We start from the raw sequence: 22804 nt of genomic DNA, 5'->3' as shown, positions 1-22804 counted from the left end.
TAGCCAGCACCCCCGACAGAAAACTCAGCTGAACACCCCCGAAGGGCTCAGCTGAAGTCCAGGTCACCCGTCCGAGTGCGCTTCAGCTCGAAGAAGTACGGGTACGAGGCCAGCAGCCGGGCGCCGTCGAAGATCGTGCCGGCCTCCTCGCCGCGCGGGATCTTCGTCAGCACCGGACCGAAGAACGCGACGCCGTCGATGTGGATGGTCGGCGTGCCGACGTCCATGCCGACCGGGTCCATGCCGCGGTGGTGCGACGCCCGCAGCTCCTCGTCGTACTCGGTCGAGGTGGCGGCCTCCGCGAGCTCGGCCGGAAGGCCGGCGTCCTCGAGGGCCAGCGGGATGACCTCGTCGAAGTCCTTGATGCCCTCGTTGTGGATGCGGGTGCCCAGCGCGGTGTACAGCTTCGGCAGCACCTCGTTGCCGAACTTCTGCTCCGCCGCGATGGCCACGCGAACCGGTCCGAAGCCCTTGGTCATGAGCTCCTTGTACTGCTCGGGCAGGTCGCGGCCCTCGTTCAGCACGGACAGGCTCATCACGTGGAAGCTCAGGTCGATGTCGCGGACCTTCTCCACCTCGAGGATCCACCGCGAGGTGATCCAGGCGAACGGGCAAAGAGGGTCGAAGTAGAAGTCGACCTTCGCCTTGTCGGTCATGCGTGCCCCTTCAGTGACGGTCGGTGGCGTTATCGCCCCATCAGCCCAACCAGATCACCCTGTCATCTCTTCCCGTACGCCGGTTCCGTGATTGGATGCGGGAGTCATAACCATTCCCGACGACGTCAGCGCGTAACCACACGCGCGGCAGACGAGGTGACCAGTGGCCGCGCCCAACCTCACCCGCGACCAGGCTCAGGACCGTGCTGAGCTGCTGGAAGTGGAGTCCTACCGGATCGAGCTGGACCTGACCGACGGCGGCGGAAAGCCGGGTTCGGACACGTTCCGCTCCACCACCACCGTGGTGTTCCGCAGCCGGACTCCGGGTGCTTCCTCGTGGATCGACATCGTGGCGGCCACCGTGCACCGCGCTGTGCTCAACGGCAGCGAGCTCGACGTCTCCGGCTACCGCGAGGAGGACGGCGTCAAGCTGCCGGACCTCGCGGAGACCAACGAGCTCACCATCGAGGCCGACTGCCGGTACATGAACACCGGCGAGGGCCTGCACCGGTTCGTCGACCCGGTCGACGGCGGTGTCTACCTGTACTCGCAGTTCGAGACCGCGGACGCCAAGCGCATGTTCGCGTGCTTCGACCAGCCCGACCTCAAGTCCGTCTACTCCATGAAGGTGACGGCGCCGCACGACTGGAAGGTCATCTCGAACGGCGAGATCATCGCCACCGAGGACGGCGAGGGCGGTTCGGACGTGCACACGTTCGCCACCACCAAGCCGATGTCGACCTACATCGTGGCCCTGGTCGCCGGGCCTTACGCCGAGTGGCGTGACGAGTTCGTCGAAGGTGACTTCAAGATCCCGCTCGGCATCTACTGCCGCGCCTCGCTCGCTCCTCACATGGACCACGAGCGGCTGTTCACGGAGACCAAACAGGGCTTCGGGTTCTTCCACAAGGCGTTCGGCGTGCAGTACCCGTTCGGCAAGTACGACCAGTGCTTCGTGCCGGAGTTCAACGCGGGCGCGATGGAGAACGCCGGCTGCGTCACGTTCCTCGAGGACTACGTCTTCCGCAGCCGCGTCACCCGCTACCTCTACGAGCGCCGCGCCGAGACCGTGCTGCACGAGATGGCGCACATGTGGTTCGGCGACCTGGTCACCATGCGCTGGTGGGACGACCTGTGGCTGAACGAGTCGTTCGCCACCTGGGCGTCCGTGCTCGCGCAGGCGGAGGCCACCGAGTACCGCCAGGCCTGGACGACGTTCGCGAAGATCGAGAAGTCGTGGGCGTACCGGCAAGACCAGCTGCCCTCCACGCACCCGGTCGCCGCCGACATCTCCGACGTGCAGGCGGTCGAGGTCAACTTCGACGGCATCACCTACGCCAAGGGCGCCTCGGTGCTCAAGCAGCTCGTCGCGTACGTCGGGCTGGAGAACTTCCTGGCGGGCCTGCGGGTCTACTTCGGCAAGCACGCCTGGGGCAACGCCACGCTCGCGGACCTGCTGGGCGCGCTGGAGGAGGCGTCCGGCCGCGACCTGTCGTGGTGGAGCGCGCAGTGGCTGGAGACGACGGGCCTGAACCTGTTGCGCCCCAAGTTCACCGTGGACGCACAGGGCAGGTTCACCGAGTTCGCCGTGTTGCAGGGCGGCGCGCGTCCGGGTGCCGGCGAACTGCGCACGCACCGCATCGCGATCGGTGTCTACGACGACGACGGCACGGGCAAGCTCGTCCGCACGCACCGCCACGAGCTGGACGTGACGGGCGACCGCACCGAGGTTCCCGAACTGGTCGGCGTGCACCGCGGCAAGATCGTGCTGGTCAACGACGACGACCTGACGTACTGCACGATGCGCCTCGACCCGGACTCGCTGGCCGGGCTGATCGACCACATCTCCGACATCGCCGAGCCGCTCCCGCGCACGCTGTGCTGGTCGGCCGCGTGGGAGATGACCCGCGAGGCCGAGCTGAAGGCTCGCGACTTCGTGAACCTGGTGCTCGGCGGGCTGCACTCCGAGTCCGAGGTCGGTGTGGTGCAACGGCTTCTGCTGCAGGCGCAGACCTCGTTGTCGTCCTACGCGGACAACTCGTGGCGCGCGGAGGGCTGGCGCCGGTTCGTGGCCAAGGCGCTGGAACTGGCGCAGGCGGCCGAGCCGGGCTCCGACCACCAGCTGGCGTTCGTGAACGCGCTGACCTCGTCGGTGCTCGACGACTCCACTGTGGACGTTCTGCGCGGCTGGTACGACGGCTCGGCCGTGCTGGAAGGCCTGGACGTGGACACGGACCTGCGCTGGCGCCTGCTGCAGGCACTCGTCGCGCACGGCAAGGCGGACCTGCCGGAGATCACCGCCGAGGAGGAGCGCGACCCGACCTCCACCGGTCACCGCCGCGCGCAGTCGACCCGTGCGCTGCGTCCGACGATCGCGGCCAAGGACGAGGCGTGGGACCGGGCCGTGAACGACGACGACCTGCCCAACGCGGTCAGCGAGGCGATCATCGCGGGCATCTCGCACCCCGGCCAGAAGGAGCTGCTCGCGCCGTACGTCGAGCGCTACTTCGGCGACGTGAAGGGCGTGTGGGACCGCCGCACCTCCGAGCGCGCGCAGTCGATGGTCGTGGGCATGTTCCCGGCGTGGTCGATCGCGAAGTCCACTGTGGAGGCCGCTGACGCGTGGCTGGCGGACGAGCACCCGCCCGCCCTGCGCCGGCTGGTGTCCGAGGGCCGCGCCGGCATCGTGCGGGCCCTTGCGGCACAGGAGTTCGACCGCTCGTAAGCTGGAACCGGCGAGGGCCCCGTAATGCGTTCGCGCGTTGCGGGGCTTTCCCATAGCGTCGGGCGGCTGTCCTGGGGAGGTCCGGTGAGAGTTCGCTACGAGGTCGTGCGCTGGTGGCTCGAGGACGGGGAGTTCGTCGACGAGGTCCTGGCACGGGTCGTGGACGTCGACGGGCTGTTCGCCGATCCCGTGCCGCCCGAGCGCGAACGGCTGGTGCTGCGCGGATGCACGGTCACACCGGACGAGCTCACCGGAGACTTCCACCTCGGTGTCTCGGGCTCGCAGTGGTGGCTCCTGGGCGACCTGGTCGTGCACGCCGAACTGCCCGGCGGTGATCTCCTCGCCAGTGCCTGCGTGAGCCAGCTGATCGACGGCGGCGACTTCGGCACTCCCCCGGCGTACACCCTGTACAAGGACCTGCGGGAGACCGGCACATGTCGTGTCGTGGAAGGGTTTCCCCGCTCGTTCGAGAGCGTCTGGCCGCCGGTGACGCTGATCGGCTGCGACAACCCCGGCCGCATTCGGCCCTCGGCTCCCGTCGACGAGCAGGGACCGTGGGTGGGGTTGCGCGCCCTGGACCGCGGCGGCCGGATCGTGGCGCACGCCGGGGTCGCGCTGGACGTCGCGTCGGTGTCCCCTTCCGCTGCCGGTGAAGGACTTTTCGACGTCGTGCTCGACCAGTCCCGCTACGGCGACGACTGGATGGTGGCCGAACGGCCCACCCCTGCCGCCCGCGGCGCCTGGCGAGTCTGGATGGAAGGCGTTCCGGCGGAACGGAACCTGTGGGCGCCGCTGAGCCCCGAGGGCCGCATGTGGTGGAACGAAATCGCCGCCAAGGCACCCCGCACGCACCCCACGGCCGGCGTGCACCACGTCGACGGCAGGCACGCCACGGACGAGTTCGGCCTGCACCTGGCGCTGAGCGAGGCACTGGTCGGGCCCGGCCGGTTCCTGGGCAGCGTCTACGCCATCACCGGCATGTACGAGGAGTGGTGGTTCGTGCCGGGCATCACGCTCGTGTGGCACGAACCCGGCGTGGCGTTCGAGGCGATGCCCGACTACTTCCTCGGACTGCTGAAGAACCTGCGGCGCAACGGAGTCGACGTCGTGCTGGAATCGTCCACAGAGGACCTGGCGGACCGGCTCGACCGGTGCGTGGAACTCGGCTCGTTCGTCGACCGCTGGATCGCCGGCTGGGCCAGGGCGCAGGAGGTGGAGCCGCACGACCTGCTGGACAACTGGCACGTCTGGGCCGATCTGCCCGGCCGGGAGGAGGAACGGATCCTCGCGGGGGACGCGAACGTGGTGCAGCACGCGGAAGACGTCGAACTCCAGTCCGTGCCGACCTGGCTGACGGTGGCGACGGACTCGCCGGACGAGGTGACCCACGTGGTCGAGCAGGCCGGACTGGTCGCCCGCGCACCGGAGACGTTCATGCGGCGCGGCCTCTTCGACCACCCCGCACCGAAACCCCCCGACGGCTACTCGGTGCGGGTGATGCCGGGGGACGTGATCGAGGTCGTGGTGACGTTCGACGGCGAGGAGGCGGCGAGCGGGCTGATCGCGGTCGTGGGCGAAGACGCCGTGCCCCACCGCATCGAGACGAAGCCGGCGCATCGGCGGCGCGGGCTGGGCAGCGTCGTGATGGGCGCCCTGGTCCAGGAGGCGGTCAAGGCCGGCGCGAGTGACGGACTGCTGTTCGCGACGGAGGAAGGCCTGCACCTGTACCGGAAACTGGGCTGGGAAACGATTTCCGACGTCGTGATCGCGGCGAACGACAAGGGGGAAGCATGATCGGCGAACTGGTGGAGCGCTGGCACCGCGGCTGGATCGCGGCCGACGGACTGACGTCGGAGTACCGCGACGGCTACCTGGTGGTCCACGTCAACCGGCCGCACCGGGTGTTCGAGTGGATCGCCACGGACGACGCGGAAGCCGGTGCGCTGGCCGGAGTCGTGGCCGCGGAACGGGAACCGAGCTGGCTGAGCGTCCCCACGCACGCGCCGGGCAAGGTGATCGCGGAGATCGAGGCGGCCGGACTGGTCGTCGCACGCCCGGACGAGACGTTCATGCGCCGCGCGCTCGCCGGCCACCCGGCACCCGAACCGCCCGCCGGCTACCAGCTGGAGATCACCAGGGATCCGGTGATCAAGGTCCAGGTGCTGGCGGACGGCGAGGTGGCCGCCAGCGGGTTGATGGCCGTGGTCGGCGAAGACGCTGTCGCACACCGCATCGAGACCGCGGAGGAGCATCGGCGGCGCGGCCTCGGCAGCGTCGTGATGGGCACTTTGGTCCGGGAGGCCGCACGGGACGGGGCGACGACCGGGTTGCTGTTCTCCTCCACCGACGGCATCCACCTCTACCGCAGCCTCGGCTGGGAGAAGATCTCCGACCTGGTGGTGGCCCGCAACGAGGTCAGCGCGTGAAAAACGCCCCCGGCGAGGTGCCGGGGGCGTTCGAAAGCAAGATCAGGAACGCGGCGCGCTGCCTGCCTGGTCGGTCAGCATGCGCAGGCCCGACACGAGGCCGCCCGCGAGGTCGCCCTCCTTGAAGGACGCCACCATGCTCATCACCGCGAGCTTGGCACCGCGGTCGGCGAGACGGCGGTGGGACTCCTCGCCCGTCACGATCTCGACGACGCGCTCGCCCGGCGACACGGCCACGAGAACGTGGTGCGTCGGGCGCTCGGTGGCGCCGTGCAGCTCCTGCGCGCGCTCGTGAGCGTTCGCGCCGAGCTCGCCCAGGTACACGCTGAAGTCGAGGCCGGTGGAGCGGCTGGAGAGCGTCAGCGCCTCGTCCAGCTGCGCGAGTTGGGACGGCGTGAACGGCAGCTCTGGCGCATGCGGCTCGTACATCTTCGCCGCGGACACCCGGCCGCTGTTCGTCACGACGGCACCGACGGGCAGCGTCGACGGGTCGACGGCCTCGATCGCCTTACCAGTTGCCACGTGCGCCTCCCTTGGCGGTCGAGTCCGAGGCACCGGACTCGGCGGCGCTGTGGTGCTCAGCGCTCAACCCTGCCGGGTTCGCACTCCACCACACCGGGGCGTAGCCCCACTCCTGGCCGGGCCGGTACCGGGGAATCCGGGTGGCCTTTGGCCTCACCGTCAGCAGCGTGATCACGCCGTAGATCGCCAGCGGGATCAACGCGAAGACGAGAACGGTCTCCACGATGGTCACGGCGGGTACGGTAGCCGAACTCAGCCGCGCGCGAGCGGCCGGGCCAGCAAGATCGCGGTGAATCCCACGATCGAGCCCGCCACGACGTAGACGGTGCCCAGCGACGTCGCCTCGGCGAGTGGCCCGGCGAGACCCGCGCCCAACGGCGACAAACCCCAGGCGAGCACCCGATAAGCGCTGGTCACGCGGCCCATCATCGGACCTGGCGTGAGCCGTTGCCGCCGGGTCGCGGACAGCACGTTCCAGCCCGCGGACGCCACGCCGAACAGCACGCACGCGAGCACCGCCACCACCAGCCACGGCGTGAGGCCGAACAACGCGAACGCGGCGCCGAGCAACGCCAGGAACCCGACCATGACCCGTCCGGCACCCCACCGCGCCGCGAGCCGCAGGGACAGCCGGACGCCTAGCAGAGCACCGGCCGCCATGCACACGACGAGAACAGGAACCACCGGTTCGGCGAGGCCGAGTACCTGGATGGAGTAGAGCGCCAGCATGGCGTTGATCGCGGCCGCACAGACAGCTGTGATTGCAACGGCAACTACCAGTGACCGCAGGCCAGGAGTCCGCGCGAGGAACCGCGCGCCCTCGGCCAGCTGTCCGCGAAGATCACTGCTCGAACGTTCCGGAGCGACGTCCGGCACGCGCGACACGAGCACCGCGGCGACGACGAACGAGAGCGCGTCGAGCGCGAAACAGGCCGCCGGCGCCCACCAGAACAGCACCGCGGCGGCCAGCGGCCCCGCCAGGTCCATGCCGATCGTCTCGACCGTCACGAACCGGCCGTTGGCCGCCTCCAGCTCGTCCTGGCCCGCGAGCTCGACCAGCAGCACCTGGGACGCCGAGTCCGCGAACGTCTCCGCGGAGGTCAGCACGAAAGCCGTGGCGCACAAGACGACGACCGTCGCGTGTCCGGTGTGGACTGCCAGAGCGAGCACTCCGGTCACCCCGGCGCGCAGCCAATGTGCCACCACGACAACGGTTCTCGGTCTCCAGCGGTCCACAAGGGCGCCCGCGGGCAGCGCTACGAGCAACCAGGGCAGAGTGAGCGCGACGGCCACAGCGGACACCGCGAGCGGGCTGCGGGTGCTGGCGGCGGTGAACAGGGGCAACGCGACGATGCGCACGCCGTCGCCCACGAGCGACACCGCCCAGGCACCGGTGAGCGCTCGGAAACCCCGTCCATGCACGCCTTTTGCACTATGACGCATGTCACGTTCCATCAGATTGAACGCTACAGAGCGTGTCCATACCCGCCAGTAAGGGCAATGAGTGCTCTCGTGCGGCGCAGCGGTTACACCCGGTCAGGCCTCACCCGGTCGGCGGCGAACGGGTGCCGGTTTGGGGTCTTGTTCCCGGATCACCCACCTCTTAGCTTTTCACCTATACGGGTCTTGCGCACCCGCCCCGAGCGAGCTGGAGGACACAAAATGTTCACGATGACCCGCCCCCAGGCCGTGACCTTCACTCTTCCGAGCTACAAGGACGATTCAGTGCGTATCACGGCCAGTGACTCCGTCCGGATCACCATGACCGACTCCGTTCGGATCACCGCGAGCGATTCGGTCAGGATCACGGCCCGCGACTCCGTCCGCATCACGATGGCAGACTCGGTGCGCATCACGGCGAGCGATTCGGTCAGGATCACGTGCGCCGACTCCGTCCGCATCACCGCGCACGACGACTCCGTTCGGATCACCGCTCAGCAGGATTCGGTGAGGATCACTGCGCGTGAGGACTCCGTCCGGATCACCATGGACGACTCCGTGCGCATCACGGCGCACGACGACTCCGTGCGCATCACCGCTCAGGACTCGGTCCGCATCACGATGGACGACTCCGTCCGCATCACCGCGCACGACGATTCCGTCCGCATCACCATGGACGACAGCGTGCGCATCACGGCCCACGACGACTCCGTGCGCATCACCGCTCAGCAGGACAGCGTCCGCATCACCGCACGCGAAGACTCCGTGCGCATCACGATGGACGACTCGGTCCGCATCACCGCGCTCGACGACTCCGTGCGCATCACGGCGCGCCAGAACGAGTTCTCCCTCGCGGCCTGACCAGAACGACCAGCCTCAGGCAGCAGGTTCGCCCAGGTACGGCAACCACTGCGGATCAGCCTCGGCCACGCCGGCGAGCAGTCGCCAGTGCGGGCCGCGTGGCGCCGCGGGAACGACGCGCAGCCGCCAGCCCAGTTCGGACAGCAACTTGTCCGCCTTGCGGTGGTTGCACTTCGCACAGCAGGCGACGCAGTTGGTCCAGGTGTGAGGTCCGCCACGCGAGCGCGGCACGACGTGGTCGATCGTCTCGGCCCGCCCGCCGCAGTAGGCGCAGCGATAACGGTCGCGGTGCATGAGCCCGGCACGGGTCATCGGCACGCGACCGCGATAAGGCACGCGAACGTAGGAGCTCAGCCGGATCACGGACGGCACGAGCACCTCGGACTTCGACGAGTGCAGCACCAGCCCGGAGGCGTCTCCGTGCACGACTTCGGCTTTCCCGCACACCACCAGGACGACCGCGCGGCGCAGTGACAACGCCGTGAGCGGCTCGAACGTGGCGTTCAGCAGCAGGACCTTGCGTCTTCCCCAGGGGAAAACCGCCGGCGTCGGACCGGGACCTCCCCCATCTCGATCCCCATCCGGCACGACCCGGAGCTCGGGCTGATTTCGGCATGGGGGGACCGTCGGCGCCGTCTCGCCTGGTAGCGAGGTGCCGATAGGGGTCGGTTGTCGGTCTGGCACGCGACCACCTCCACCGGTTCAGCCATAGGAGACCACACTTACCAGGAAAAAATCACGTGTGATAAGTGACGCGTCACGGATGTGTGATCAAACCTGGGGTGAACCAACTCCCTATCGGAAGTCGTTTTCAAGAGCCCGGTACGCTTGACAAGGTGACAGAGGCTCCTTCCACTCCACTGCCTGCGACGATCACCTACCCGATCGCCGAGCGGCTAAACATCGCCGAGCAGATTCACGGGCGCGACGTCGCCGATCCGTACAGGTGGCTCGAAGACACCGCGGACCCCCGCACCGCGGAGTGGTCGCAGGCACAGGACGTGCTCGCGCGCTCCTGGTTGGACGCGATGCCCGGCCGCGCACGCCTGGGCGAGCGCCTGAAGGAGCTGATGCGCACGGGGTCGGTGTCCACGCCGACCTGGCGCGCGGGCAGGGCGTTCTTCAGCCGCCGCGGTCCCGAGCAGGACCACCCCGTCGTCGTGGTGCGCGAGACCGACGGCACCGAACGCGTGCTGCTCGACGTCAGCGCGCTCGACCCGTCCGGCCGGACCACCCTGGACGGCTGGTCCCCCAGCCTCGAAGGCACGCGCCTCGCGTACCAGGTGTCGATCGGCGGCAACGAGCACTCGCTGCTGCACGTGATCGACGTCGAGTCCGGCGAGCTCATCGAGGGGCCTATCGACCGGTGCCGCTACTCCTCGATCGGCTGGCTGCCCGGCGGCGAGGAGTTCTTCTACGTCCGCCAGCTCGACCCGGCGCTGCTGCCCGAGGACGAGAAGCTGTTCCATCGCCGCGTGTGGCGTCACCGCGTCGGCACGGACCCCGCCACGGACCTCAACGTGCACGGCGACGATCAGGCGCACACCTTCTACTACTCACTCACCGTGTCGCAGGACGGCCGTTGGCTGGTCGTGAGCGGTGCGCCCAGCACGATGAAGCACGACTCCGTGTGGATCGCGGACCTGCACGGCGACGGCGCGCTCAAGCCGGTGATCCTGACCGAGGCCGGCGTGCAGTGCTCGGCCTTCGTCGCCCGCGACGGCAGGCTCTACCTGCACACCAACCACGGCGCGCCCCGGCAGCGGCTCTGCGTCGCCGATCCCGCGAACCCCACCGAGTGGACCGAGCTGATCAGCGAGGAACCGGACTCGGTCCTGGACGGCGTGCGCTGGCTCAACGGCGATCTCGTCATCCTGCGCACCCGGCACGCGGTGTCCGAACTGCACCTGCACGACGCCGCGACCGGCGCGCACGTCCAGGAGATCCCGCTGCCCGGCACGGGTTCGTTGCACGGCATGTCCGTTGTGGACGCTCAGACGGACCACGACCAGGACACGCTGTGGTTCGGGTGGACGGACTTCGTGACGCCGCAGTCCGTCTTCCGGTTCTCGAAGACCACGGGTGAGACGGTGCTGCACGAGGCCGCACCAGGTCGCGTCGAGCTGCCGACCGTGACGACGCAGCAGATCGCGTACCAGTCCAAGGACGGCACGACGGTCCACATGTTCGTCGTCAGCGGAGAGCAGAAGCCCGACCTGCCCCGTCCCGCGCTGCTCACCGGCTACGGCGGCTTCGCGATCGGCCGCGGCCCCGGCTACAGCGCCACCACGCTGGCGTGGGTCGAGGCGGGCGGCGTGTGGGTGCACGTGTCGTTGCGCGGCGGCGACGAGGAAGGCGAGGACTGGCACGTCGCCGGTATGCGCGCCAACAAGCAGAACGTGTTCGACGACTTCCACGCCGCCGCAGAACGTCTGGTGCGCGACGGGTGGACGACACCGCAGCAGCTGTCGATCATGGGAGGGTCCAACGGTGGCCTGCTCGTGGGCGCCGCGCTGACCCAGCGCCCCGAGCTCTACGCGGCGGTGGTGTGCTCAGCGCCACTGCTCGACATGGTGCGCTACGAGAAGTTCCTGCTCGGACGGTTGTGGGCCGACGAGTACGGCAGCGCAAGCGTTTCCGAGGAGCTGGGCTGGCTGCTCTCCTACTCGCCTTATCACCGAGTGGTAACGGACGTTGAGTACCCTTCGGTCTTGTTCACGGTGTTCGAGTCGGATTCTCGTGTGGACCCCAACCACGCCAGGAAGATGTGCGCGGCACTGCAGCACGCTTCGTCCAGTGATCCGACCAAGCACCCCGTGCTGATCCGCCGCGAGACCGAGGTCGGTCACGCGGGCCGGTCCGTCAGCCGGACGGTGTCTCTCGCCGTGGACCAGCTGACGTTTCTCGCGAATGCCACCGGCATGGAGTTGTAGGAGGGCACGACCACGTGACCAGTCCCGTGGATGACATCGAGAACAAGACCGCGCAGGCGGTCGGCTTCTTCGAGAAGTACGGCCCCGACATCATCGCGGGCGGCATCAAGATCGTCGTGATCCTGATCGCCGCCTTCATCCTCCGGGCCATGCTGCGCAAGGTCATCGACCGGATCACGACGCCCGGCAAGGAAGGCAAGAAGCCGGGCCTGCTCAAGCCGTTGCGGGAACGCGCGCCCCAGGCGCTCGGGAACCTCATCTCCGAGCGCCGGGAGCAGCGCGCCCGCACGATCGGCTCGGTGCTGAAGTCGATCGTCACGATCCTGATCTTCGGAATCGCGTTCCTCGAGGTCCTGATCGTCGTGAAGCTCGACATCACGCCGGTGCTGACCTCGGCGGGCATCCTGGGCGTCGCGATCGGTTTCGGCGCCCAGAACCTGGTGAAGGACTTCCTGGCCGGCATGTTCATGCTGCTGGAGGACCAGTACGGCGTCGGCGACGTCGTGGACCTCGGTCCGGCGACCGGCACCGTCGAGGCGGTCGCGCTGCGCACCACCACGATCCGGGACACCGGAGGCACGGTCTGGTACGTCCGCAACGGCGAGATCCTGCGCGTCGGCAACTCGTCGCAGGGCTTCGCGGTCGCGGTCGTCGACCTGCCGCTGAGCTACGGCGCGAACCTCGCGGAGGCCACCCAGGTGCTGGAGCGCCGGGCCGGCGAGGTGGCGGAGAAGGACCCGCTCAAGACGGACATCACGGCCAAGCCCGAGGTGCTGGGCGTGGAGAAGTTCACGCCGGAGGGAATCACCCTGCGGGTCACCGTGAAGACGCGTCCCGGCCGTCAGTGGGCGGTCCAGCGCAACCTGCGCGCGCAGCTCATGCCGGCGCTGGAAGAGGCGGGCTTCACCGCCAAGTGAGTTAGAACACCCATTCGAGACGGTGATCATCAGGCGTCCTGCCAGTTCACACGCCTATGGCAGAGCCAACAGCCGGGGCGGCCTGCACGCGGTGGCTGTCGTGAGTCAGGATGGGTGTGTGGGAAACCCCGTGAGCTTCTTCGAACAGGTCGGTGGCGAGGAGACGTTCCACCGCATCGTCGCGCGCTTCTACAAAGAGGTGAAGGCCGACGAGATCCTCCTCCCGCTGTACCCCGAAGAAGACCTCGGACCTGCGGAGGAGCGGCTGCGGCTGTTCCTCATGCAGTACTGGGGCGGCCCCCACACCTACTCGGACAACCGGGGCCACCCGAGGCTGCGGATGCGGCACGCACCGTTCAAGATCGGACCGATCGAGCGGGACGCGTGGCTGCGCTGCATGAGGATCGCCGTCGACGAGGCCGGCCTCGACGAGGCTCACCGCAAGCAGCTCTGGGACTACATGGAGATGGCCGCGAACAGCTTGATGAACAGCTTTTCCTGAGCGCCCATCACCCGTTCGGGTCCTTTAGCAGCGAGACGAATGGCAGGATGACCCCCCGTGCGACGTTCCTCCGACCTCAGCCCCGAGATCGCCGAAGAGTCCGTCTGGTGGCGTGACGCCGTCTTCTACCAGGTCTACGTGCGCTCCTTCGCCGACTCCAACGGCGACGGCGTCGGCGACCTCGACGGCATCCGGTCCCGCCTCGGCTACCTGGAACTGCTCGGGGTCGACGCGCTCTGGCTCACCCCGTTCTACCGCTCGCCGATGGCCGACCACGGCTACGACGTCGCCGACCCGCGCGACGTGGACCCGATGTTCGGCGACCTGGCCGCGTTCGACCGGCTGGTGGCGGACGCGCACGAGCACAACATCCGCGTGACGGTCGACCTGGTCCCGAACCACACCAGCGACCTGCACGTGTGGTTCCAGGAGGCGCTGCAGGCCGGCCCCGGCAGCATGGAGCGCGCCCGCTACATCTTCCGCGAGGGCCGCGGCTTCGACGGCTCGCAGCCGCCGAACAACTGGACGTCCGTCTTCGGCGGTCCCGCGTGGACCCGCGTGCCGGACGGCCAGTGGTACCTGCACCTGTTCGCGCCGGAGCAGCCCGACCTCAACTGGGACCACCCGGAGGTTCGCGCCGACCTGGAGCAGACGCTGCGGTTCTGGCTGGACCGCGGGGTCGACGGCTTCCGCATCGACGTGGCGCACGGCATGGCCAAGCCCGACGGCCTGCCGGACATGGAGATCCGCCCGCAGGCCCCCGGTGTGCTGTCCGACGACGCGCACGACCCGCGCTTCGACAACGACGGCGTGCACGAGATCCACCGCATGATCCGCAAGGTCATGGACGGCTACCCCGGCACCATGGCCGTCGGCGAGATCTGGGTGCGCGACGACGAGCGCTTCGCCGCCTACGTCCGTCCCGACGAACTGCACCTGGGCTTCAACTTCCGGCTGGTCGAGGCCGGCTTCGACGCCGACGCGGTCCGTTCGGCCATCGAGCACTCGCTCGCCGCCGTCGCGCTGAGCGGCACCCCCGCGACCTGGACGCTGTCGAACCACGACGTGGTCCGCCACGTGACGCGGTACGGCGGCGGCGCGCTGGGCGAGCAGCGGGCCCGCGCGATGACGCTGGTCGAGCTGGCGCTGCCGGGCGTGATCTACCTCTACAACGGCGAAGAGCTCGGCCTGCCGAACGTGGAGCTGCCGGACTGGGCCCTGCAGGACCCGACCTGGGAGCGCTCCGGCCACACCGAGCGCGGCCGGGACGGCTGCCGCGTGCCGATCCCGTGGGAGGGCACCAGTCCGCCGTTCGGGTTCTCCACGGCCGTGAACACCTGGCTGCCGCAGCCGAACGAGTGGGACCACCTCACGGCCGAGGCGCAGCTGGAAGACCCGGGCTCGATGCTCTCGCTCTACCGCGAGGCGCTGGAGCACCGGAAGTCCAACGCGGGCTTCGCCGGTGAGGAACTGGAGTGGTACGGCGCACCGGCCGGCTGCTTCGCGTTCCGGCGCAAGGGTGGCGGGCTGATCTGCGCCCTGAACACCTCGGGCGCCTCCGTGCCGCTGCCTCCCGGTCAGGTGCTGCTGTCGTCCGGTCCGATGGACGGCGACCAGCTGCCCCCGGACACCGCGGTCTGGCTCGCCTGAGGACTTTCCCCGCTGCGGGCGTGCTTCACGCCCGCAGCTTGTCCTCCACGGCCAGCAGCGCACCGAAGACGAGCACGAGCGCGGCCACCTGAGCGATCGCGAGCCACAGCCCGATCGGCACGGTCGCGAGCGAGGCGATGGTCGCGATCACGCGCCACTTCACCGTGCCGATCCGCAGCAACGCCCGGAAGACCACCTGCCCGATCAGGAAGAGCGCCGCTCCACCGCCCAGCGCGAGCGCGCCGCTGAGGTAGAGGTGCTCCGTGGCGTGGCCGATGGTCTTCTTCACCCCGACCGCCACCACGACGACGCCGAGCAGCATCGGCGCGTGCGCCCAGCCGAACGCCGACAGCGCCGCTCTGGCCCGCTCCGGCGCCGGCATGGCGGCGAGGCTGTGCTCGGCGCGGGTGTCCTGCGCGCGGCCGAAGTAGCACCACCAGAGCTGGTAGACGAGCGTGAGGCCGAGCAGCGCGGCGATGACGAGCTCGAGGTTGAGCGGCAGGCCGGCCGCGCCGATGCCGATCGCGATGATCGACTCGCCGAGCGCGACGATGACGACGAGCCCGTGCCGTTCGACGAAGTGCGCCGGCCGGATGCGGAACTCGCCGTGCCTGCGGTTCACGTACGGCGAAACGATCATCAGCACGACCGCGGCCGTCCAGGCCGCCGCGCGCCAGGTGCTGGGCAGGAAGCCACCGACGAACACGAGGGCGGCGGACCCGAGGTTGAACGGCGCCAGCCGTGCCATCGCCGCGGCCGACCCCGGACCGCCCGCCGAGATGAACAGACCGGAGTGCACCAGGTTGACGATCAGGTAGCCGACGCCGAACGCCGGCCCGGCCGCCTCGAACGCGTTCGGGATCGCGAGCGCGATCACCAGGAACCCGCCCATGCCGACCATGAGCAGCAACCGCCGCACCGTGGTGTCCGGCGCGACGGAGTTCGTGAGCCAGACGTACCCGAAGTACATCCACAGGATCACGAACAGCATGATCACGACGTGCCCGAAACCGACCGGCGACGTGTCGTCGGCGAGCTTGCGGGTCAGCTGCGTGATGGTGAAGACGAAGACCAGGTCGAAGAAGAGTTCCAGGGTGGAGACCCGGTACTCGGCTTCCTGCTGCGGTTCGGCGGACACGCGCGACATCGTGCCACGCGCATCCGCTTGCTGCGCCACGAATTCCGCAGCGACGAACCTGGAGCTAACTCCAGGTCAGACGAGCAGCGGCAGCATCGAGTGACGCCGCCGCACGACCGCGCCGTAGCGGGCGTCGATCCTCAGCCACGAGTCGGTCGCGGTCACCCGCACCTCGCCGTCCTCTCCGAGGAAACCCATGCCCGACAACGCGAACAGGACCCGCAGCGCGATCTTCACGTCCAGTCCGGACCCGCTGACCGTGAGCACCGTCTGGTCCAGCAACGAGGCCGGCGGAGTGCCCTGCGGCCCGGTGTTCTCCCTGGCCACCTCGACGCCCTCGTCCGCGAGGGTCGCGACGACCTCGACCGGCAGCCGGTCGACCATCAGCCAGCCCTCGGCGGGCGGCAGGGCCGAGCGCCACATCAGGTCCTTGGCCGGGCCGGGGTCGATGCGTTCGTCGCGCATGACCGCGAGGCCCGTCAGCAGCTCCGACCCGGACACCGTGACGTCCGCCGGAGTCGCCTGTCCCGCAACGGTTCGCGTGGCGAGCGTGTCGAACGGCGTGGCCACCCACGCGTCGAGCCGCTCCTCGTCGCGGTTGCGCAGCCGCACGACGGACTGCGCGTCGAGCCGCACCGCCCGCGCGGCGAACGCCCCGAGGTCGTCTCTCTCGGCCGCGTCGGCCAACACCAGTTCAGGCACCGTTTCCCCCTGCCCGCCACCCGGCGAGAAAGTCGCGCTCGGCCTCGGTCAGCCGGCGCGGTCGTGCAGTCGTCACGTTGTAGGGCGCCATGAGCGTCTCCGCCTTGACCACCACCGGGCTGTTCACGTCGCGGCTGCCGCGCACCACGTAGTCGAGCGTCAGCGACGCGGACTTCAGTTCCCGCACCGACATCTCCACCAGGACGTCCTCGCCGGTGAACACGATCGGCGCGAGGTACTCGACCACGAGCTTCGCCACGACCATGCCCTCGGCCAGTTCCTTGACCCCGTGGCGGGCCGCCTCGGTGAACAACAGCTCGATGCGGGCCTCTTCGAGCAACGTCACCGTGTTCGCGTGGTTGACGTGGCCGAACGCATCCATGTCCGACCATCGCGGCCGCACACCAGTGACGAAGACACCCATGCAGGGACCCTACCGAACGGCAGCCGCCCGAACCTTCACAGGACCTCCACACCAACCGATTGAAAATCGATAGGCAGCTCTCGATACTCGATTTATGACTCGCGCACTGGTGTTCTTCCTGCAGGCACTGCTCGCCATCGCGGTCCTCGGCGGCCTGTTCGCGCAGGTGGTGGTGATTCCGACGACCGCGGCGGACGAGGTCGAGCTGTTTCCGCCCTACGAGTCCGTGCGGCTTCCGTTCGTGGTGTCGGCCATCGTCTTCATCGCGTGCCTTCAGGTCCTGGCGGTGGCGTTGGGCGGAATGCTGCAGCGGGCGGGAGACGGCACCGTGTTCGAGTCCGGCGCGCTCGCGTGGACGAACATCGCGATCGGCGCCATCGCCAGCGGGGGCCTGGTGCTCGCCTGGCTGTTCGTCTTCATCACGTTCGCCGACATCCCCTCGCCCGCGGACGGCATGGAGACCCTGGGCCTGTGGATGGGATCCGCCGTCGGCACGGTCGCGGCGGTCGGAGTGGCGTTGCTGGTCGTCGTCGGACGGCACTGGCTGCGGCGCGCGATCATGCAGCGCGCCGAGCTGGACCAGGTCGTCTGACCTGACGACAACGCCGGGGCGCCACGGACTTCCGTGACGCCCCGTCGTTCTTGCGTTCCGGTCTTACCTGACCATGCTCCGCACCTGGCGGGCGGCGACGGACAGGGTGGCCAGGTCCAGCTGGTGGACCCGGTTGATCTCCTCCAGCGCGCCACGCGAGCGAGCCAGGCGGGAAGCGTTGGCCTGCTCCCACTTGGCGATCTTCTCGGTCGCCGTGTCGCCCTCGTCGCTCGCCCTGAGGACGTCGACGGAGATGGCCCGCAGCGACGAGTAGAAGTCGTCGCGGAGAGCCAGCCGGGCCAGGGCGTGCCAGCGGTTGCCGCGCTCCAGGCTCGTCACCGAGTCCAGCATGTGGTCGATGTCGAGGTGGTCGGACAGCGAGAAGTACAGCTCGGCCGTCTCCCGGTGCGTGCGCTCCGGGCCCGCGCCGCCGGTCGGGCCGAACTCGCGTTCGGCGAGCTCGGCGATCTCGGTGACGTCGAGCAGGCCGTACATGTAGAGCAGCGCCGCGACCTTGCGGGCGAGCTCGGCGGGAACGCCCTGTTCGACGTACCGGTCGGCCTTGCCCGCGACGACGTCCAGTTCCTTGCCCTGCAACAGGTCGAAGGCGAACGGGCTGAGGTCTGCGACCACGCCGCGGAAGCGGTTGATCGTCGAGCCCACCGGCAGCGGCTGCGGGCGGTTGGAGAGCAGCCAGCGGGACGCGCGGTCCAGCAGGCGGCGGGTCTCCAGGACCATGCTGTCCTGGACCTCCGTCGGCACCACGTTGTCGAGCGCCTGGATCTCGCGCCAGATCGACGGCAGGTCGAAGACCTCGGTGACCACGGCGTAGGAGCGGACCGCGTCGGTCGCCGACGCGCTCATCTCCTCGGCCAGGCGGAAGGCGTAGGACACGCCGCCGCCGTCGACCACCTCGTTGACGACGACCGTGGTGATGATCTCCTTGGCCAGCGGGTGGTTCGGGATGGCCGCGCCGAAGCGTTCGCGCAACAAGGTCGGGAAGTAGTCCGGCAGCTTGTTCTTGAACGTGTCGATCGTCGGGATCTCGCTCGCCAGCAGCTCTTCCTTCAGCGTGAGCTTGGTGAAGGCGAGCAGCGTGGAGAGCTCCGGCGAGGTGAGGCCCTGGCCGTTCTTCTCCAGCGCCTTGAACTCCGCCACGCTCGGCATCGCCTCCAGCTTGCGGTTGAGAGCGCCGCGAGCTTCGAGGTCGGCCGTGAGACGCGCGTGCACCGACAGCATCGGGGCGGCGTGCGCCCGGCTGACGCCGAGGACGTTGTTCTGCGAGTAGTTGTCCGCCAGCACGAGCTCGCCGACCTCGTCGGTCATCTCGCCGAGAACCTCGTTGCGCTGCAACTGTTCCAGCGACCCCTCCCGGACCAGGTGGTCCAGCAGGATCTTGATGTTGACCTCGTGGTCGGAGCAGTCGACGCCGGCGGAGTTGTCGAGCGCGTCGGTGTTGACCTTGCCGCCGGTGCGCGCGAACTCGATGCGGCCGCGCTGGGTCAGGCCCAGGTTGCCGCCCTCGCCGACGACCTTGACCCGCAGGTCGGCGCCGTCGACGCGGATCGAGTCGTTCGCCTTGTCGCCGACGTCGGCGTGCGACTCGGTCGACGCCTTGACGTACGTGCCGATGCCGCCGTTCCAGAGCAGGTCGACCGGCGAGAGCAGGATCGCCTTCTTGAGCTCCGGCGGCGACAGCTTGACCACGCCCTCCGGCAGGCCCAGCGCGACGCGGGCCTGCTCGGAGATCGGGATCGACTTGGCCGTGAGCGGGAAGATGCCGCCACCCTCGCTGATCAGCGAGCGGTCGTAGTCGTCCCAGGACGAGCGCGGCACGTTGAACAGCCGCACGCGCTCGGCGAACGACGTGTCCGCGACCGGGTTCGGGTCGATGAAGATGTGCCGGTGGTCGAACGCGGCCACGAGCCGGATGTGCTCGGACAGCATCATGCCGTTGCCGAACACGTCACCGGACATGTCGCCGATGCCGACGACGGTGAACTCCTCGGTCTGCGTGTCCACGCCGAGCTCGCGGAACGAGCGCTTCACGCTCTCCCACGCGCCCTTGGCCGTGATGCCCATGGCCTTGTGGTCGTAGCCGACGGAGCCACCGGAGGCGAACGCGTCGCCCAGCCAGAAGCCGTAGCTCTGGCTCACGCCGTTGGCGATGTCGGAGAACGTCGCGGTGCCCTTGTCCGCGGCCACGACGAGGTACGTGTCGTCAGCGTCGTAGCGCACGACCTGCGGCGCGGGCACGACCTCGTTGTTGATCAGGTTGTCGGTGAGGTCGAGCAGGCCCGAGATGAACATCTTGTAGCAGGCGATGCCCTCGGACATGAAGTTCTCGCGGTCGATGCCGGGGTCGCCCGTCGGGGCGATCGGCTTCTTGACGACGAAGCCGCCCTTCGCGCCGACCGGCACGATCACCGCGTTCTTCACGGCCTGCGCCTTGACCAGGCCGAGCACCTCCGTGCGGAAGTCCTCGCGGCGGTCGGACCAGCGCAGACCACCGCGCGCGACGCTGCCGAAGCGCAGGTGCACGCCCTCGATCCGCGGCGAGTACACGAAGATCTCGAACTTAGGCCGCGGCGCGGGCAGGTCCGGGATGGCCTGCGGGTCGAGCTTGACCGACAGGTACGGCCGGGCGTTGCCGTCCGCGTCGCGGAAGAAGTAGTTCGTCCGCAGCGTGGCGTTGATCAGCGTGAGCAGGCTGCGCAGGATGCGGTCCGCGTCGAGGCTCGTCACGTCGTCGATGAGCTTGCCGGTCTCGACGACCATCGTCTCGGTGTGCGCGGCACGGGTCGTGTCGTCGAGCGCCGGGTTGAACCGGGCCTCGAACAACGCGACCAGCGCGATCGCCACGGACGTGTGGCTGAGCACGGCGTCCTCGATGTAGTCCTGCGAGTACGGCGTGCCCGCCTGACGCAGGTACTTCGCGTACGCGCGCAGCATCGCGGCCTGCTGCCAGGTGAGCCCGGCCTGCAGCACCAGCGAGTTGAACCTGTCGACCTCGGCCTCACCGCGCCAGACGGCGGCGAACGCGTCCTGGAACCGCACGCGCACCTGGTCGAGGTCGGACTCGGACAGCTGGGCGAGCGCGGCCTTGTCGATGCGCAGGCCGAAGTCGTAGATCCAGCACTGCACGCCGTCTTCGCGGGCGATCTCGTACGGCCGCTCGTCGACCACGATGACGCCCATGCGCTGCAGCATCGGCAGCACGTCCGACAGGGTGATGCCTTCACCGGTCAGGAACAGCTTGAAGCGCCGCTCGCCCGCCTCGGCGTCCTCCGGCACGTAGAAGACCATGTCGAGGTCGCCCTCGACGAGCGCCTCGATGCGCCGGTAGTCCTCCAGGCCGATCGCGGCGTTGAAGTCCTCCTTGTAGGCCTCCGGGAAGACCGCGGCGAACCGCTGGCCCTGCTCCGTGGCCGACTCGGCACCGAGTTCGCCGCTGTCGCCCGTCACGGCCTCGACCATGCGGTCGTCCCAGCTGCGGATGGCCTCGGCCAGCTTGCCCTGGATCGCGTGAACGTCCGGCTCCAGCGTGCGCGACGGCTCCGTGTGCACCATGAAGTGCACGCGGGCCAGCGCGGACTCGCCGATGCGCGCGCTGTACTCGAGGTTCAGGCCACCGAGCTCGGCGAGCAGCACCTCCTGCATCGCGAGGCGGCTCGTCGTCGTGTAGCGGTCGCGCGGCAGGTAGACCAGGCACGAGAAGAAGCGGCCGAACGGATCGCGGCGCAGGAACAACCGCAGCCGCCGGCGTTCCGCGAGCGCGATGACGCCCGTGGTCGTCTGGTAGAGCGTGTCCGCGTCGACCGAGAACAGCTCGGTGCGGGGGTAGTTCTGGATCACCTCGAGCATCCGCTGCCCCGAGTAGGACTGCAGCGGGAAGCCGGCGCGGTGGATGACCTGGCGCACGCGGCGCTCGATCACCGGGATGTCGAGCACGTCCTCGTGCAGCGCGGTGGTGCTGAGGATGCCCAGGAACCGGTGCTCGCCGGAGACGTTGCCCTCGCCGTCGAACGTCTTCACGCCCACGTAGTAGGGGTAGACGCTGCGGTGCACGCTGCTCTGTGCGCTCGCCTGCGTCAGCACCAGCAACTCGGGGCTGAGCGCCTGCTCGCCGTTGTCCGGCCCGGCGGTGAGGCTGCGCGCCGCGAGGCTGTCCTGGCGCAGCACGCCGAGCCCACTCGCGAGCACGGCCCGCAGCGCGGGTTCGCCGTCCTCCCGCACCAGCTCGTACTGCCGGTAGCCCATGAACGTGAAGTGCCCGTCCGCGAGCCACTTGAGCAGCTTCGAGCCGTCCGTGGTGGCCTCGGACGAGTCCTTCTCCAGCTCCTCGGCCAGCTGCAGCGCCGTCGTCACCATGCGGTCGGTGTCCTCGACGACCTCGCGGACGTCGGTCAGCACCGTCAGCAGGCGGGTCTCGAGCTCGCGGGCACGATCGGGGTCGGTGATGAGGTCGACCTCGACGTTCATCCACGACTCGGCCAGCGCGTCCGAGGGCGGATCGGCCGGATCGGCCGTCGGCAGCACCTCGATGCGCTCACCGGTGACCGGGTCACGCCGCACGACGACGATCGGGTGCACGACGCGCTGCACCTGCACACCACCACGCGTGAGCTCGGACGCGACCGAATCCACCAGGTACGGCATGTCGTCCGTGACGACCTGCACCACGGTGACGGGACACTGCCACCCGTCGGTCCCGCGGGTGGGGTTCAGAATGCGCACCGCGGCGCGTCCGGGAACGCGGCTCTCGGCGAGCTGGTAGTTCGACCGCACCGCTCCGACCAGGTCCACCGGGTCGTCGTCGTTGACTTCCTCAGCGGGCACGTGCCGGTAGAAAAGGCGGATCAGGTCAGCGAGTTCGGGGGCATTGGCGGCGGCCCGTTCGATCAGCTCGTCACGGACCTGCTCAGGACTGGCCGGTCGACTGTCATCGCCCGCGGCGGGGGCCGCGGAGACGTCGTCGGTTCGGGTCGGGGCTCCAGTCGAGGTCATCTTCAGGCGACTCCACGCTATCCGGCACCTCTGTGTGCCGGGTCCGACCCCACCCTAGATGGGGTGGCGGCCGTCACCGGCAACGGGAGGGGCACTGACGGACCACTGAATCGTGGGCTGAATCGAGTCACATCATCAGTGGCGACAAGGCTTTTCGCATCGTGCGACGCGCCGGGACACCAGCCGGATCCGGCAACCTCCACCAGACCCGGCACCCGGCCGATCCGCAGCATTCATCCGATCATGGGTGTGACCACCACCGAACCGCGGGAGATCACCGATCCGCCCGCTCCAGGTAGCCGTCCCGAC

Annotated in this window: 18 protein-coding genes; 9 read left to right on the top strand and 9 right to left on the bottom strand. The window is 69.0% G+C overall.

What is annotated here, in order from left to right; genetic code table 11:
• Positions 1–47: 47 nt before the first annotated feature.
• Positions 48–656, bottom strand: a complete 609-nt coding sequence (locus tag ACIQF0_RS43605) for a DsbA family protein (RefSeq protein ID WP_401040205.1) — start codon at positions 654–656, stop codon at positions 48–50.
• 163 nt (positions 657–819) lie between these two features.
• On the opposite strand from ACIQF0_RS43605, the gene pepN reads away from it, so the two are divergent.
• From pepN to ACIQF0_RS43590, 3 genes are all read left to right on the top strand, one after another.
• Positions 820–3381, top strand: coding sequence for an aminopeptidase N (pepN, locus tag ACIQF0_RS43600; RefSeq protein ID WP_401040201.1), 2562 nt, complete (start codon positions 820–822; stop codon positions 3379–3381).
• A gap of 84 nt (positions 3382–3465) precedes the next feature.
• On the top strand, positions 3466–5175 hold the full coding sequence (locus tag ACIQF0_RS43595; protein WP_401040198.1) for a GNAT family N-acetyltransferase: 1710 nt from the start codon (positions 3466–3468) through the stop codon (positions 5173–5175).
• Positions 5172–5807 carry a GNAT family N-acetyltransferase gene (locus ACIQF0_RS43590; RefSeq protein WP_401040195.1) on the top strand — a complete coding sequence of 212 codons (636 nt, stop codon included), beginning with the start codon at positions 5172–5174 and terminating at the stop codon, positions 5805–5807. Before ACIQF0_RS43595 ends, ACIQF0_RS43590 begins: the two co-directional genes overlap by 4 nt.
• A gap of 42 nt (positions 5808–5849) precedes the next feature.
• Here the strand turns inward: ACIQF0_RS43590 and ACIQF0_RS43585 are convergent, their stop codons facing one another.
• Genes ACIQF0_RS43585 through ACIQF0_RS43575 form a run of 3 tightly spaced genes read right to left on the bottom strand, consistent with a single transcriptional unit; the run spans position 5850 to position 7751 of the window.
• The gene (locus tag ACIQF0_RS43585) at positions 5850–6329 is read right to left on the bottom strand and encodes a DUF5130 family protein (protein WP_360046073.1); all 480 of its coding nucleotides are present in this window, start codon (positions 6327–6329) and stop codon (positions 5850–5852) included.
• On the bottom strand, positions 6316–6561 hold the full coding sequence (locus ACIQF0_RS43580) for a hypothetical protein (RefSeq protein ID WP_090010263.1): 246 nt from the start codon (positions 6559–6561) through the stop codon (positions 6316–6318). The genes ACIQF0_RS43585 and ACIQF0_RS43580 overlap by 14 nt, the downstream gene beginning before the upstream one ends.
• Before the next feature lie 20 nt (positions 6562–6581).
• Positions 6582–7751 (bottom strand): MFS transporter, encoded by a 1170-nt coding sequence (locus ACIQF0_RS43575; protein WP_401040190.1) that lies wholly within the window; start codon positions 7749–7751, stop codon positions 6582–6584.
• A 339-nt stretch (positions 7752–8090) separates the two neighbouring features.
• Between ACIQF0_RS43575 and ACIQF0_RS43570 the strand changes: the two genes are divergently transcribed.
• On the top strand, positions 8091–8630 hold the full coding sequence (locus ACIQF0_RS43570) for a DUF2345 domain-containing protein (RefSeq protein WP_401040188.1): 540 nt from the start codon (positions 8091–8093) through the stop codon (positions 8628–8630).
• 15 nt (positions 8631–8645) lie between these two features.
• On the opposite strand, the gene ACIQF0_RS43565 is transcribed toward ACIQF0_RS43570, so the two are convergent.
• Entirely contained in the window at positions 8646–9314 is a 669-nt protein-coding gene (locus ACIQF0_RS43565; protein ID WP_396425581.1) for an HNH endonuclease, read from the bottom strand.
• Positions 9315–9466: 152 nt separating this feature from the next.
• Between ACIQF0_RS43565 and ACIQF0_RS43560 the strand changes: the two genes are divergently transcribed.
• From ACIQF0_RS43560 to ACIQF0_RS43545, 4 genes are all read left to right on the top strand, one after another.
• Positions 9467–11563: a prolyl oligopeptidase family protein gene (locus tag ACIQF0_RS43560; protein ID WP_401040184.1), complete on the top strand. Its 2097-nt coding sequence runs from the start codon at positions 9467–9469 to the stop codon at positions 11561–11563.
• Positions 11564–11598: 35 nt separating this feature from the next.
• The gene (locus ACIQF0_RS43555) at positions 11599–12480 is read left to right on the top strand and encodes a mechanosensitive ion channel family protein (protein WP_396425627.1); all 882 of its coding nucleotides are present in this window, start codon (positions 11599–11601) and stop codon (positions 12478–12480) included.
• Positions 12481–12598: 118 nt separating this feature from the next.
• Positions 12599–12982 (top strand): globin, encoded by a 384-nt coding sequence (locus ACIQF0_RS43550; protein ID WP_360046066.1) that lies wholly within the window; start codon positions 12599–12601, stop codon positions 12980–12982.
• 57 nt (positions 12983–13039) lie between these two features.
• Positions 13040–14632, top strand: coding sequence for a glycoside hydrolase family 13 protein (locus ACIQF0_RS43545; protein ID WP_360046064.1), 1593 nt, complete (start codon positions 13040–13042; stop codon positions 14630–14632).
• A 25-nt stretch (positions 14633–14657) separates the two neighbouring features.
• Here ACIQF0_RS43545 and ACIQF0_RS43540 read toward each other — a convergent pair whose 3' ends face one another.
• From ACIQF0_RS43540 to ACIQF0_RS43530, 3 genes are all read right to left on the bottom strand, one after another.
• On the bottom strand, positions 14658–15770 hold the full coding sequence (locus tag ACIQF0_RS43540) for a low temperature requirement protein A (protein ID WP_401040181.1): 1113 nt from the start codon (positions 15768–15770) through the stop codon (positions 14658–14660).
• Positions 15771–15845: 75 nt separating this feature from the next.
• Complete coding sequence (locus ACIQF0_RS43535) at positions 15846–16472, bottom strand: hypothetical protein (protein WP_401040179.1); 627 nt, start codon at positions 16470–16472, stop codon at positions 15846–15848.
• Positions 16465–16896, bottom strand: a complete 432-nt coding sequence (locus tag ACIQF0_RS43530) for a thioesterase family protein (RefSeq protein WP_319981759.1) — start codon at positions 16894–16896, stop codon at positions 16465–16467. Before ACIQF0_RS43530 ends, ACIQF0_RS43535 begins: the two co-directional genes overlap by 8 nt.
• Before the next feature lie 94 nt (positions 16897–16990).
• On the opposite strand from ACIQF0_RS43530, the gene ACIQF0_RS43525 reads away from it, so the two are divergent.
• Positions 16991–17488, top strand: a complete 498-nt coding sequence (locus ACIQF0_RS43525; protein ID WP_401040176.1) for a DUF2975 domain-containing protein — start codon at positions 16991–16993, stop codon at positions 17486–17488.
• Between the two features lie 63 nt (positions 17489–17551).
• Here the strand turns inward: ACIQF0_RS43525 and ACIQF0_RS43520 are convergent, their stop codons facing one another.
• Complete coding sequence (locus ACIQF0_RS43520; RefSeq protein ID WP_401040173.1) at positions 17552–22495, bottom strand: NAD-glutamate dehydrogenase; 4944 nt, start codon at positions 22493–22495, stop codon at positions 17552–17554.
• Positions 22496–22804 lie beyond the last annotated feature (309 nt).

Origin of the sequence: Lentzea sp. NPDC092896 (assembly GCF_044754905.1) — a bacterium.
GTDB lineage: Bacteria > Actinomycetota > Actinomycetes > Mycobacteriales > Pseudonocardiaceae > Lentzea.
The sequence above is the reverse complement of the archived record's forward strand: the minus strand, read 5'-3'. Positions and strand labels throughout refer to the sequence as shown.

Coding starts and splice junctions, on each gene's coding strand:
- ACIQF0_RS43605 (WP_401040205.1), bottom strand. CDS start 656: ATGACCGACAAGGCGAAGGTCGACTTCTACTTCGACCCTCTTTGCCCG.
- ACIQF0_RS43590 (WP_401040195.1), top strand. CDS start 5,172: ATGATCGGCGAACTGGTGGAGCGCTGGCACCGCGGCTGGATCGCGGCC.
- ACIQF0_RS43570 (WP_401040188.1), top strand. CDS start 8,091: ATGACCGACTCCGTTCGGATCACCGCGAGCGATTCGGTCAGGATCACG.
- ACIQF0_RS43530 (WP_319981759.1), bottom strand. CDS start 16,896: ATGGGTGTCTTCGTCACTGGTGTGCGGCCGCGATGGTCGGACATGGAT.
- ACIQF0_RS43525 (WP_401040176.1), top strand. CDS start 16,991: ATGACTCGCGCACTGGTGTTCTTCCTGCAGGCACTGCTCGCCATCGCG.
- ACIQF0_RS43520 (WP_401040173.1), bottom strand. CDS start 22,495: ATGACCTCGACTGGAGCCCCGACCCGAACCGACGACGTCTCCGCGGCC.